The sequence below is a fragment of the Accumulibacter sp. genome, assembly GCF_016789985.1.
Lineage (GTDB): Bacteria > Pseudomonadota > Gammaproteobacteria > Burkholderiales > Rhodocyclaceae > Accumulibacter.
On sequence record NZ_JAEUOL010000268.1, the window covers coordinates 1 to 13,837 of the forward strand.

Below are 13,837 nucleotides of genomic sequence, written 5' to 3' on the forward strand. Positions count from 1 at the left end.
ACGCGCGAGCAATGTGGCAATGCGATCGAAATCGAACAGCGACTCGAGCAGTTCGGCATAGTCGGCAACCGGATCGATGACGCTGACCAGCATCTCGCCGATACGGGACTCGCCAATCCGGCTCAGATCGACGTCCGGCGAGTTGACCATGCGGTAGGCGCCGATCTCCTGCGTGCGACGATAAACCGCATCGGTAAACGCCTCGTTTGCCGGTCCCCCGTTGCCGAGGTTGTACTTGATGCCGAAGTCTCCATCGGGACCACCTTCGTTGTGGCTCGCCGAAAGGATGATGCCACCGAAGGCCCGCCACTTGCGGATCACTGCACTGGCCGCCGGTGTCGACAGGATGCCGTCCCGACCCACCAGAATACGCCCGAAGCCGGCCGCCGCCGCCATGCGCAGGATGGTCTGGATGGCCACATCATTGTAGTAGCGACCGTCGCCCCCCAACACCAGGGTCCGCCCCTGCTGCCCTGAGAGGGTATCGAAAATGGCCTGGACAAAGTTTTCGAGATAGCGCTCCTGACTGAATACCTTCACCTTTTTCCGCAGCCCCGAGGTTCCCGGCTTCTGGCCGGGGAACGGCGCGCTGGGAATGCTGACCACCTGCATCTTCATTTCATGCCTCTTCACAAATTGAACGCGCTGAATGCGTGGCGCGGGAAAGCGGTCTTACGCCAGGTGCTGTCGGGTGAACGCCAGCAATCCCCGGGTCGACGCATCGAGCTTAGCTGCCAAGGCAGGATTGCCGATCGCCGGCAGGATGCTGTTGGCCACCGCCTTGCCCAACTCCACCCCCCACTGATCGAAGGAGTTGAGCCCCCAGATGACGCCCTGAACGAACACCTTGTGTTCGTAGAGCGCGATTAGTGCGCCAAGCGTTTGCGGCTCGAGCCGCGAGAGCAAGAGTGTCGACGAAGGTTGATTGCCGGCGAAAACCTTGTGCGGCAGGAGTGCCTCGAGCGCCGCCGGTGACATGCTGTCTCCCAGCTCGGCGCGCGCCTCCGCCGCCGTCTTGCCGAAAGCGAGCGCCGCGCTTTGTGCGAAGCAGTTGGCCAGCAAAGCCTCCTGGTGACCGGTCAGCGGATAATCCGAACGCACGGCGGCGATGAAATCGCAGGGTACCAATCGACCGCCCTGATGGAGAAGCTGGAAGAAAGCGTGCTGACCATTGTTGCCGAGCTCGCCCCAGACGATGGGATTGGACGCACAGGCAAGCGGCTGTCCATCGATGCCGACCGACTTGCCGTTGCTTTCCATCTCGAGTTGTTGCAGGAATGAGGGAAAATACTTCAGCGACTCGTTGTAAGGCAGTACCGCGTTGCTCGTCGCGCCCAGGAAGTTGGTGTTCCAGATACCGATCAGAGCCATCACGACCGGCAGGTTGCGCTCGTAGGGCGTATTGCGGAAATGCTCATCCATTCGTTCAGCACCGGCGAGCAGGTCGGCGTAGGCCTGCGGTCCGATGGCGATCATCAGCGCCAGGCCGACCGCCGACCAGAGAGAAAAGCGTCCTCCCACCCAGTCCCAAAGCGGGAACACGGCATCCTCCCGGATGCCGAAGGTGACGGCACGTTCGGGCTTGGCGGTCAACGCGGCAAAGTGCCTGGATACTGCTGCAGCGTCGCCCAGATTGGCCACCAGCCAGGCACGCGCGGTCTGCGCATTGAGCATGGTTTCCTGGGTGGTGAAGGTCTTGCTCGCCACCAGGAACAGGGTGGTTCTTGGGTCGAGGGTCTGCAGCAGTGGCGCCAACTGGGCGCCATCGAGATTGGAGACGTAGTGCACGCCGAGTGCCGGGTGCGAAATCGAACGCAAGGCACAGCCAAGCATTTTCGGACCAAGGTCGGAGCCCCCGATGCCGATGTTGACCACGTTGCGGATCGGCAGACCGGTGAAGCCAAGCGCCTGACCCGAACGAATGTGGTCGGCGAAAGTGGCCATGCGCTGGCGTGTGGCGAGCACCTCGGGCATGACATCCAGCTCGTTGCTGGGGAACGGGCTGCTCGATCGTCGCAAGGCCACATGCAGCACCGAGCGATCCTCGCTGGCGTTGATTCGCTCACCCGAGAACATGCGTGCGGTCCATTCATCGAGGCGTGCCTCACGAGCCAGCGCCACCAACAAAGGCAGACTTGTCGAATCGACACGTTGTTTCGAGAAATCGTAAAGAATTCCGTCGAAGCTCAGTGAAAGGGACGCGACGCGACCTGGATCGCGCGTAAACAGTTCTCTCAGATGCACGGGTGCAAGCGACTGCCGGTGTGCTTCAATAGCCTTCCAGGCGGCTGAGGCGGTGATGTTCATGGCGGGTGAAAGCTCTTTGATGAAAGATCAGACCGTCGTCAAACGGCCTTCGGAAAGGGGCGCACGATGAAATATGACAAGATATGCTGTTCCGGTTATCAGCTTGCCAGAATGCTCGAAAGAACGCAAAAAAGAATGAAGGATGGTCATTGCGAAGACCATTTCTGACTCTTTTACCCGGTTATTTTGAACCCATGCGGGCCATCGTTGCAGCGCTGTGGTCGAACTGGACAAGTTTCGCCCGATCAACGCGGACAGCAAGGAAGGTTGGCACGGATCGACCCCGCAAGTCAGATGCCAGCGGTCGACTGGGGGCGGCTGTACGACCTCAGCTGACAGATTCGCACGCTGTCTGCAAAAGGCTTGTCTTCCTCGCAAATATGGCGCTCAAACCAGTACTCGGCATAGCGCAGGAAAGAGTGAACATCACGCGCACCGTTGCGCACTTCGCCGAAGGCTTTCTGCAAGGCGTGCAGGTTGTCCCGGTGGATGGCGGCGTGGCTGTCGAAGTCGGCCCCGACCTCCAGAGCAAGACGCTCCTCACTGGCGAAGTGGTACTCCAGATAATCGAGCAGGCTTTCGAACTGATCGAAGGAAACGGGACCCGAGCCGAAACAACTTACCTTTAGTGACTCGATGCGCCGGAAGATCTCTTCATGCTGGGCATCAATCTCCGGCAGGCCGATCAGCAAGGCTTCCGGCAACAGACCGGCAAGTTTGATCTCCACGGCAGGGCTCCCCCGGGAAAACGGTCGATTTCTTTTTCCAGATGAGACAGTATAAAAAGTGGGCTTGAGAAATTCCAGTAAAATCAGCCAGACCTCAGCAAAATAAGCCGTGCAGAAGCCGCCTGCGGCATGGCTGAGACCGGGAGTGCGCTGGCCGGCACTTTTTCCCCATTGCCGGCCTTGTCGCTTCCGACACCGCCGGAATGATCTGGGCTGCCCGACAGCCGGCGAAAAAAGCGGCCTCGGGAGCGTCCGACAGGTCTTTCGAAGCGCTCTCAGGCAATCAGCAGCGAGGTTTCGCCGGCCGTCTTTGCGTAGTAAAGCCGGACGCCGACCCGATACTGGCGGCCGCTGGTCAACAACTGGTCAATGCGCGCGTTGGCATCCGTCCCGCTATCGTCATCGGCGGCCACCTGCACGTTGCCCGACGCAGTGACCTCGAAAAGCGCCATCACGCTATCCGAGCTGCCCGTTGTCGCCAAGCGGTAGATCCGCGTCTCGGCCGGAGTGAAGTCGAAGAGGCGAGTCTCTCCGGCGCCGATTGCCAGCTTTTGCGGCACGCCCACGACCAGCATCGGGTTCGGCGGCTGGGCCGCAGAACCCGGATAGGTTTGCAGGATCCATGCCTTGTCGGCGGCTGACAGTCCTCCCTTGGGCTGCAAACCGGCACGATATGCGACGGGTTCGACGATCAGCCCGGGGCCAAAAGCATACTCCATGACCGAGTCCGGATCCCAAGTACTGCCCTTGACTTCGGCAGGACTGATCTTCCGCAGGATGTTCCAGTCGATGTACTTCGCATCCCAGTTGTTCGGTGGACCCTGGAAGTACTGGCGAACCGCCTCGACGTTCCAGGTGATCCCGGCATACGGATTCTGATGTTCATGTTCAAGCCCCAGCGCATGGCCGATTTCGTGCATCGCGGTATCTCGCCCGTAGGGTGTATCAAGCGGCCAACCGAAGTTCATCGTTCTTTGTCGCGCTTCCCGGATGCCCAGATTGTCACGCCCGACGTAGGACCACGACCCACCCGTCTGGTCGAAAGCGATGCGCAGTCGGGCCTCTGCGGGGCTGGCAACCTCGCGAAAGCTGATGCCGATGCCCAGACCGAACCAGGCCGCAAAAGCCTGTCTGACCGCGTCGATGTCGCTCGCCTTGCCCTTCCAGGCACTTGCCACATCGTCGTCTGCCTGAAAGCAGTGAAAGGTCAGTTGTGTTCCGTTGACCCATTTCTTGCCCCCGGCAACGATTGCCCGGACGCGCGGTTGTTCGACGGCCGGATCGAACTGTCGGGCCTGTACGATCGGCTGGCAACAATAACGCAGGGTCGGTGACGCTTCCGCAAGCAATCCGCCGCGTTCAGTAAGGGGCTCGTTGGGCATGTCGTTCTCCTCTCCGAATCAATCGATCAGGCCACCAATGGCGGCCACTCAGGCCAGGCAACGCGTCGCGCGGAGCACTGTCGGTTGGCAGCATGCCGCGGGACACCGGCAGGGTCAAGTCGGCTTTCATCGGGTACACCAGACGGGCAGCGAATGAACGGCAGAAGGCGCAGCGGAGTTCCCGGGTTTCCGAAAACGGTGCGGGGCTCATTGACCCATGGGGCGCCAGCTTGTAGAATGCCGCCTTTCTCGGGGCGTAGCGCAGCCTGGTAGCGCATCTGCTTTGGGAGCAGAGGGTCGTGAGTTCGAATCCCACCGCCCCGACCAGTAGGGCAAGTAGCAGTTGCATAAACAGCAGGATGCGATATTCGGTGGATACCATTGCCAGGCAGTGTCGCACTCGCGCCCGTAGCTCAACCGGATAGAGCACCGGCCTTCTAAGCCGGGGGTCGTGAGTTCGAGTCTCGCCGGGCGCGCCACAGTAACGGCGGTGTTAGCTCAGTTGGTAGAGCACTGGATTGTGATTCCAGTGGTCACGGGTTCGAATCCCGTACATCGCCCCAATCAACCAGAACGTCGGAAGTGTGCAGGTTTGCTCACAGGCTGTCAGCTGGCTCCGTCCCTCGCGCTGCCCGTCCGACACCGCCCCCGGCGGTCATCGAGTTCGCCCGACGGCCTGCGTGAATCGACCGCCCGACTTGAGCCAGAGCCCACCATACTGCGCGTCTCCGACGAACCGAAGGTGCTGCAACCAGCACATGAGTTACCCGGCGGCGCCCGGCCCGCCTGGAACTCGCCGGCAGGCTGTTCCTGTCCGGCAGCCACCAGCGACGGCGTGCCTTCACTGCCCCTTGTCGCAGTGAATACGGCGGCTCTCGGAGAGGGCTGGACTATACTCATCAAGACTCCAGGATCCATGCCAGCATGAACAGGCGCGTTGCCATCGTTTCCTACTCCTTCCGACTGCCAGGAACGAGCAGCGACCGCTTCTGGCAGGACCTCCTCGCCGGTCGCGACCTGGTCACCACGGTCGATGCGCGGCGCTGGGCACAGGATACCTTCCTGCATCCGAACAGGAATCATCCGGGCACCAGCTACACCTTTGCGGCCGGGTCGATTGGCGACGTTTCCACCTTCGACGCCGGCTTCTTCGGCATTTCCCCGCGCGAGGCGGCGCTGATGGACCCGCAGCAGCGCTTGCTGCTGGAAATGGGGTGGGAGGCGATCGAGAATGCGGGAATCCGGCCATCGGCCCTGCGCGGCAGCCAGTGTGGCGTCTACATCGGCATCGCCAGTGCCGACTACTCCTATCGTATGGCCGACGACCTGGCCGTCGCCGACTCGACGATGGCCACCGGCAACACGGCGAGCATTGCCGCCAACCGCATCTCCTACGTCTTCGATCTGCGCGGGCCGAGCATGGCGATCGATACCGCCTGCTCCTCGTCACTGGTTGCCTTTCACCAGGCTTGTCGGGCGATCCTGTCGGGCGAAACCACGCAGGCACTCGCCGGAGGCATCAGTCTGCATCTGCATCCCTACGGTTTCATCGGTTTTGCCAAGGCATCGATGCTTTCCAGGCAGGGCCGCTGCCGGGTCTTCGATGCCTCGGGCGACGGCTACGTTCGTTCGGAGGGTGGCGGGATCTTCCTGCTCAAGGATTACGATCAGGCGCTGGCCGACGGTGATCCGATCCTCGCCGTGGTGGCCGCCTCGCTGGTCAACACCGACGGACGGAAGTCCGGCCTGACCGTCCCCAGCCCGCGGGCGCAGGCAGAACTGCTCACGCAAGCCTATGCGCAGGCCGGCATCGACCCGGTAGAAATCGATTATCTCGAGGCCCATGGTACCGGTACTGCGGTCGGCGACCCGATTGAAACACGGGCCATCGGTGAGGCGCTGGGCAAACGCCGGCCAGGCGGGCAGCCGCTGCCGATCGGCTCGGTGAAGAGCAACCTGGGTCACCTCGAAACCGCCTCGGGAGTGGCTGGCATGGTCAAGGCGATCCACTGCCTGCGACACCGCGAAGTACCGGCGACCATCGGCGTGATGAACGTCAACCCGAACATCCAGCTCGCTGACTGGAACCTTGAACTGGTCACCAGCAACAAGCACCTGAAGAAGAGCGGGACGCTCTTCATCGGCGTCAACTCCTTCGGTTTCGGGGGAGCCAACGCCCACGTCATCCTCGCCAGTCCGCCGCCGACCCGTGCCCGGGCACGGTCAGCTCCGCCGCTCGAGCCGCTGCCGATCGTCGTCTCGGCGCGCGATCACACCGCCCTGAAAGCTGCGGCGCGCGATCTGGCGGCATTCGTCAGCGGACGGCCGGCCAGCAGCTTTTACGACGTCGCCTACAGCGCGGCTTTCCACCGCGAATGGCACGAGCAACGGGCGGTCGTGTACGCCATGCAGCCACAATCGATGGTCCAGGCGCTGGACGTTCTGGCCGACGGCAACACCGATCAGATCGCGGTTGAAACGGGCACGGCGCTGACCACGTCCGGTGCACTGGCTTTCATCTACTCGGGGAATGGCTCGCAATGGGCAGGCATGGGCCGGTGCCTGCTGGCCGAGGAGCCTCTGTTCCGTGCCGCAGTCAGGGAAGTCGACGCGCTGTTCCAACAGTACGGCGATTTCTCTCTGGAAGACGAACTGGCCGGCCACAATGGGGATGATCGCTACGCCTCGACCGAGGTCGCGCAACCCGCGCTGTTCGCCCTGCAGGTCGGGATGACCCGCCTGCTCGGGCAGCTCGGCATCAAACCGACGGTGGTCGCCGGACACAGCGTCGGGGAGGTTGCCGCGGCCTGGGCATCGGGCGCACTGACGCTGGCGGATGCCGTGCAGGTGATCTACCAGCGCAGCCACCTGCAGGGATTGACCAGGGGTCTTGGACAGATGAGCGCGGTTGGCCTGGGCCAGGAGGCTGCGCAACAGCTACTCGACGAATTGGGCTTGAGCAATTCGCTGACCCTGGCCGGGATCAACAGCCGGCGCGGCGTAACCGTGGCCGGCGAGCCGGAGCAACTGGCCCGTCTGGAATCGGCGCTGGAGGAGCGCAACGTCGTCCACAAGCGACTTGGCCTCGACTACGCTTTTCACAGCCCGGCGATGGACGTCATCGAGCCTGAGCTCAGACGCACCCTGCAAGACCTGCAGCCACGCAGGGCGCGCTTCCCATTTTACTCGACGGTCAGCGGCAAGCTGCTGCCCGGTCCTCGCCTCGATGCCGCCTACTGGTGGTACAACATCCGCCAACCCGTGCTCTTCGAGCCGGCGATCGGCAGCATCATCGAACGCGGCGTCAATCTCTTCCTGGAGATCGGCCCCAGTCCCGTGTTGCGCGGCTACATCAACGAATGCCTCAAGGCACGGGCGATCGAGGGCCGGGTGATGGCGACGGCGGGGCATGGCGACGACTCGCCCACCCGTCTGAGGGCAGCCGCCAGCCAGGCGATGATCGCCGGCTGCCAGGTCGATTGGCAAGCCCACTTCCCCAGACCCGGCCGCTTTGTACAACTTCCCAATTACCCCTGGCAACGCGAGCGACACTGGCACCCGGTCACCGCCGAATCGCTGGGGCTGATTTACCGCCACCGGGTGCATCCTCTGCTCGGCTACCCGCTGCCACAGCAAGACCTGACCTGGGAAAACCCGCTTGACACCCAGTTACAACCGTTGCTCGCCGATCATGTCGTCGGGGAAGCAACGGTCTTCCCGGGCGCCGGCTTCGCAGAGCTGGCCCTGGCCTGTGCCCGCGCCTGGCTCCCGGCTGAAGTTGCCGAGATCGAGGAACTCGAGATCCGCTCGCCCCTGCTGCTCAGCGACGAGCGCTCACAGGTCGTGCGCTCGCAGGTCGATCCCCAGGATGGCCGACTGACCATCAGCAGCCGCCAGCAACTGTCCAATGATCCCTGGGCGCTGCATGCTGTGGCACGCATCCTGCGAGAAGCGCAAACGACGCTGCTGCGCGAGACCGCCCCACCGCTGCCCACCCGCCTGCCCGACTTCAACGGCAGCAGCCACGCGCTGCTGACCAGAGCGGTTGGCATCGCCTATGGTCCCGCCTTCCAATGCATCGATCATGGCTGGATCGAAGGCGATTCGGTGCTCGCCGTGTATCGCGTCCCGGAACTGGTGGGAGATCAGTTGGCCGCGACGCATCTCCATCCGGCTTTGCTCGACGGCGCCTTCCAGCTCGTCTTTCAGGTGCTGCGCGAGATGGTCGGCGTGTACGAGGGACTCGCCTTCGTGCCGACCCGGATGGGCCGCATTGCGTTCCGTGGTGGCAACGCGTCGCCCAGACTGGCACGCGCGACGCTGGTCAAACGCAGCCCCCGCTCGCTGCATGCGGACTTTGCCCTGTTCGCCGCCGACGGGAGCAGTATCGCGGTCGTCAAGGGTGCCCGTTTTCGCGCCATTCGTCTCAGTCGGGGTGCCGCCGACCGCCTGCGTTTTCTCGCTTACCATGCGACGCCGAAACCGCATGCCATGAGCCCGGCGCCCGAGGCCGGCATTGCCTTCACCAGAGTCCGGTCGGCGCTGGTCGAACTCGTCCGGCGGGCCGCGCTGAAGGGCACGCACCGGCGCTATTCGGAAGAGGTGGACCCGCTGCTCGACAGCCTGTGCAGTCGTTTCACGCGACTCGGCCTGCAGCGTCTGGCAAGCGACTGGCAGGGACTGGCGCTGCGCTCTATCCTGGACTGCCAGACAAGCAACCCGGAATGTGAACCGTGGCTGTGCAGTCTGCTGGATCTGGCAGTCGATGACCAGTCACTGGTGAAGACTCCGGATGGCTGGGAGATCCTGCCCGACCAGCGCGAGCAATCATCCGCCCAGGATATCTGGAACAGTCTGCTGGCCGACGACCCCGACTACTTCCAGATCGTTCATTCGGTCGGACGCGTCGGCATGCATCTGCACGGTTTGCTGGTGGGCAGCGCCAGCCTGGCGGAGATCTGCCCGCAGGAGTCCTCGCTGAGCGCCCTGTTGCGCCAGGTGCTGGGGGCCGGTGGCGTGCAGCGCCTCGGACAGGCGGTACGCGACCTGATCCGCCAGGGACTGGGTGATCTGCCCGAAGGCCGCCGACTGGGCATCGTCGAAGTCAGTGAAGGCGCCCCCTTGTTGGCCATGGACGCCTGCGTCGCCCTCGACTTCAAGCGCGGTGACTATCTTTTTGCCAGTCCCTCGGCGTCGACACTGAACGAGGTGGTCGGCAGGCTGGGGGAATCGTTTCCCGGCATTGCCACGCAACTGCTTGACGGCTCGCCAAGCGCGGCGGATTCCACAGGCGCAGCCAGTCCCATCTGTGCAATGGCCATCGTGACGCTCGATTTCGCCACGCCAGGCCATGCCCGGCAGGCCATCGAATACGCCTACGGCAGCCTTGCTCCGGGTGGCGCACTGATCGTCATCGGCCAGCACCCCTCGCGCTGGATCGATTTCGTTTTTGGCGCGCGGCGCGCCGGGTGGTCCCCAGCAGAAAACGGTCGCTGGCTGTCGAATCAGCGCCCGAGTTCCTTCTGGCAACAACAGCTGGAGACGATCGGCCTGACGTCGACAGAACTGCTCGAATTCTCGCCGGACACCCTGTCCGGGCCTTACCTGCTGCTCGGCAAGCGCGCCGAGACCGAACAAATCGCCGCTCCAATCGCCCGTTCGACCCTGCGTAGCTGGGTCCTGGTGGCGGATTGCGAGGGCTACTCGGCCCGCCTCTCCGACCGCCTGACCAGACTACTGCAGGCGCGCGGAGACCTGGTGATCCAGACCCTGGCCGACGACGTTGCGCAGATCGAGGCACTGCTGCGTGAAACCACCGCCAACTACGGCGAGCTTGACGGTCTCGTCCATCTCGCCGGGCTCGACGTCCAGACCAGCGACACCCGTTCCGAGGCAGCGCTCGAACGGCAGGTCGCCCGCTGTGCCCTGGCAGCGCACATCGTCCAGGCCTGCGAGCGCTCGCAAACCAGAACGACCTGCTGGCTGGTCACTGCCAATGCGGCCAACCACCTGCTGCCGCAGCCAAGACCATGGCCAGCCGGCATTGCCGCCGATGCCGCGCTGTGGGGATTCGGCCGGACGATGCTCAACGAAGCGGACAACGGCAGCGTCCGCCTGGTCGATCTCGAATCCCCGATCGACCTGGAAACGGCCGCCGCCGCCCTCGACCGTGAATTCGAACAACCCGACGATGAACAGGAGGTCGTTCTCACCCATAGCGGTGAGCGCTATGTCCCTCGCCTGTACGTCGAGCCGCGCCCTGATGCTCGACAGCAGGCTCCCATCGAGGAAGCAACGGTGTCGCTCGGTTTCCAGTTCCCCGGACAACTGCGCAATCTGCGCTGGGAAGCCTACCCACGCCGAGCACTGGCAGCAGACGAGATCGAGGTGGACGTGCGCGCGACAGGACTCAACTTCCGCGACGTGATGTATGCCCTGGGGCTGCTGTCCGATGAGGCCATCGAGAACGGCTTTGCCGGTCCGACGCTGGGTTTCGAGTTTGCCGGCACGGTCAGCCGGGTAGGTAATCCGGGCAGCGCGTTCAACCCGGGCGACCAGGTCGTGGGTTTCGGGCCGTCAAGCTTCGGCAACCGCGTGGTCACCCAGGCGGGCGCCATCGCCCACATTCCGCCCGGGGTCTCCTGCGAAGCGGCGGCGACCATCCCGAGCACCTTCTTCACGGTTTACTATGCCCTGCACCACCTGGCGCGATTGCGCCCGGACGAACGGGTCCTGATCCACGGCGCGGCAGGCGGGGTGGGAATTGCTGCGATCCAGGTCGCCAAGTGGATCGGCGCCGAAGTCTACGCCACGGCAGGCTCGGACGAGAAACGCGACTTCCTGCGCCTGCTCGGCGTGGAGCACATCTTCGACTCCCGTTCACTGGCCTTTGCCGACCAGATCCTGGAACAGACCGGTGGACGCGGAGTCGACGTGGTGCTCAACTCGCTGGCCGGCGAAGCGATCAACCGCAATTTCCAGGTCCTGAAGCCATTTGGTCGCTTTCTCGAACTCGGCAAACGGGATTTCTACGAGAACACGCGCGTTGGCCTGCGCCCTTTCCGCAACAACATCAGTTACTTCGGTATCGATGCCGATCAACTGATGCTGGTGCACCCCGAACTCACCCGCAGGTTGTTCGGCGAAATCATGGCCCTGTTTGCCGAAGGGCTCCTGCACCCCCTGCCCTATCACACCTTCGAGGCCGAGGATGTGGTGGACGCTTTCCGTTACATGCAGCAGGCGCGGCAGATCGGCAAGATCGTCATCACCTATCATCACGGCATCCAGCACGCGCACAACCCGGCACCGGTGGCACGCCGGCGACTGCAGCTCGCTGCCGATGCTTCGTACCTGGTCACCGGTGGCCTGCGCGGCTTCGGGCTGCGCACAGCACAATGGCTGGCCAGCAAGGGCGCGCGCCACCTCATCCTGATCGGCCGCAGCGGCCCCGACAGCGCGGAAACGCGGGCGATCATCGAACAACTCGAAGCACAGGGGGTACGCGTTTACGCCACCATCTGCGACGTCACCCGACGCGACGCGCTCGACCAGCTGCTTGCCGCAACAGCCCGCAGCATGCCACCGCTGAAGGGTGTCGTGCACTCGGCCGCGCTGATCGATGACGGGCTGGTGCGCAACAGTGACGCCAGCCAGATACGCAGCGTCCTGGCACCCAAGATCCTCGGCGCCCGCCATCTGCATGAACTGACCGAGCGGCAGCAACTGGATTTCTTCGTTCTCTTCTCGTCGGCGACCACTGCCTTCGGCAATCCGGGCCAAGCCAGCTACGTTGCCGCCAACCTCTGCCTGGAGAGCCTCGCCGCGCATCGGCGCGCACTCGGCCTGTGTGCCACCTGTGTTGCCTGGGGCCCGATCGACGACGTCGGCTTTCTGGCGCGCAATCCCCAGATCAAGGAAGGGCTGCAGAGCCGCATGGGTGGCTCGGCAATCAACTCGACGATTGCTCTCGAAGCGCTCGAGGAAATGCTGCTCGCCGACAGCTCTGGCCTGGCGGTCCTCGAACTCGACTGGCACGCGCTGAGCCGCTTCCTGCCCACCGCCGCGAGCCCGAAGTTCCGGCCACTGAACTGGCATGTAGCGCCCGGCGACGGCAACGACGACCAGTCGCAGGACATTCAGCGGCTGCTGGCGGAACTCCCCGACGATCAGTTGCGGGCGGCATTCGTCGATCTGTTGAAGAACGAGATCGGCGAGATCCTGCGCGTCGCTCCGGACAAGATCGACCCGGACCGCTCGCTTTACGACATGGGGCTCGACTCGCTGATGGGGGTCGAACTGGTCGTCGCGCTCGAGGCACGTTTCGGGATTCGCCTGCCGGTCATGGCGTTGAGCCAGACCCCGAGGATCACCCAACTGGCCGAGCGCATCGTCCAGCAATTGCGCGGGCAGAGCGAGTCGGGTGAACCGGCGGTTAAAAACGACATCGCCGAGCAGGCCGAGCAGGTGGCCAAACAACAGGGCGTCGATGCTTCCGCCGAGGCAATCGCCAGCCTGGCTGAACACCTCCGATCGGGCCAGCCTGCCTTGGGCGAGAGAGTGGCCGCGGCCCACCCCCCCCCGAAGGACTGACATGCCACGCAAAGGCCTGCCCGGGCTGACCGCCCAGATCAAGGACAAACTCATTCAGCAGGCACTGGAACGTCGGCTGCGCCAGGCGGAACAGGGAAAGAACCTGACCCTGCCGTCACCCGCCTCGAACAGTGCCGGCAGCACACCCGAGCAGCACTACCGTTTTGACCTGCATCCCGGCTACCAGCAGATTCGCATCATCAGCGAGGGCGCCAATCGCCTCGGTATCGACAGCCCCTTCTTCAAGGTGCATGAAGGAATTGCCGGTGCCACGACGCGGATCGACGGTTGCGAATACATCAACTACGCCAGCTACAATTACCTCGGCTTGTCCGGGCATCCGGCAGTGGCTGCCGCAGCCAGGCAGGCGATCGACCGCTACGGCACCTCGGTTTCCGCCAGCCGGCTGGTTTCCGGCGAGCGCCCGGTACATCGCGCGCTCGAACAGGCAATTGCCGATGTCTACGGCACGGACGATGCGATCACCTTCGTCAGCGGCCACGCCACCAATGTCACCACCATTGGCCATCTGTTCGGTCCCCAGGATCTGGTGGTGCATGACGAACTGATCCACAACAGCGTGCTGCAGGGGATCAGCCTCTCGGGGGCACGCCGACTGCCCTTTCCGCACAACGACTGGACTGCCCTCGAAGCCCAGCTTGGCCAGCAACGCCACCACTTCCAGCGCGTCTTGATCGTCCTCGAGGGCATCTACAGCATGGACGGCGACTACCCCGAGCTGCCACGCTTTGTCGAGATCAAGCGCAAGTACCGCGCCTTCCTGATGGTCGATGAAGCCCACTCGTTTGGCGTCATGGGCGGCAAGGG

General features: G+C 63.6%; 5 protein-coding genes, 3 tRNA genes and 1 pseudogene. 5 read left to right on the top strand and 4 right to left on the bottom strand.

Annotated features, from left to right (window positions below; all coding sequences use genetic code 11):
• The 4 genes and pseudogenes from JNK99_RS15140 to JNK99_RS15155 form a co-directional block, all read right to left on the bottom strand.
• Nucleotides 1–612: pseudogene (locus tag JNK99_RS15140) on the bottom strand (alpha-D-glucose phosphate-specific phosphoglucomutase); the annotation flags it as partial.
• Nucleotides 613–672: 60 nt separating this feature from the next.
• The gene (gene pgi / locus JNK99_RS15145) at nt 673–2,307 is read right to left on the bottom strand and encodes a glucose-6-phosphate isomerase (RefSeq protein WP_291854508.1); all 1,635 of its coding nucleotides are present in this window, start codon (nt 2,305–2,307) and stop codon (nt 673–675) included.
• Between the two features lie 290 nt (nt 2,308–2,597).
• Entirely contained in the window at nt 2,598–3,035 is a 438-nt protein-coding gene (locus JNK99_RS15150; protein WP_291854510.1) for a hemerythrin domain-containing protein, read from the bottom strand.
• Nucleotides 3,036–3,310: 275 nt separating this feature from the next.
• Nucleotides 3,311–4,417, bottom strand: a complete 1,107-nt coding sequence (locus tag JNK99_RS15155; RefSeq protein WP_291854512.1) for a M12 family metallopeptidase — start codon at nt 4,415–4,417, stop codon at nt 3,311–3,313.
• A gap of 250 nt (nt 4,418–4,667) precedes the next feature.
• Here JNK99_RS15155 and JNK99_RS15160 point away from each other — a divergent pair.
• The 5 genes from JNK99_RS15160 to JNK99_RS15180 all read left to right on the top strand — a co-directional run.
• Nucleotides 4,668–4,744, top strand: a tRNA-Pro gene (locus JNK99_RS15160).
• A 75-nt stretch (nt 4,745–4,819) separates the two neighbouring features.
• Nucleotides 4,820–4,896: transfer RNA gene (locus tag JNK99_RS15165), tRNA-Arg, on the top strand.
• Between the two features lie 8 nt (nt 4,897–4,904).
• A tRNA-His gene (locus JNK99_RS15170) sits at nt 4,905–4,980 on the top strand.
• A 361-nt stretch (nt 4,981–5,341) separates the two neighbouring features.
• Nucleotides 5,342–13,009, top strand: a complete 7,668-nt coding sequence (locus JNK99_RS15175; protein ID WP_291854514.1) for a type I polyketide synthase — start codon at nt 5,342–5,344, stop codon at nt 13,007–13,009.
• 1 nt (nt 13,010) lies between these two features.
• Nucleotides 13,011–13,837 (top strand): aminotransferase class I/II-fold pyridoxal phosphate-dependent enzyme (locus tag JNK99_RS15180; protein ID WP_291854515.1); only part of this gene is annotated, 827 nt, incomplete at its 3' end.

Bases quoted from the DNA above. Each gene is read 5' to 3' on its own strand.
- pgi (WP_291854508.1), bottom strand. From the start codon at position 2,307: ATGAACATCACCGCCTCAGCCGCCTGGAAGGCTATTGAAGCACACCGG.
- JNK99_RS15155 (WP_291854512.1), bottom strand. From the start codon at position 4,417: ATGCCCAACGAGCCCCTTACTGAACGCGGCGGATTGCTTGCGGAAGCG.
- JNK99_RS15175 (WP_291854514.1), top strand. From the start codon at position 5,342: ATGAACAGGCGCGTTGCCATCGTTTCCTACTCCTTCCGACTGCCAGGA.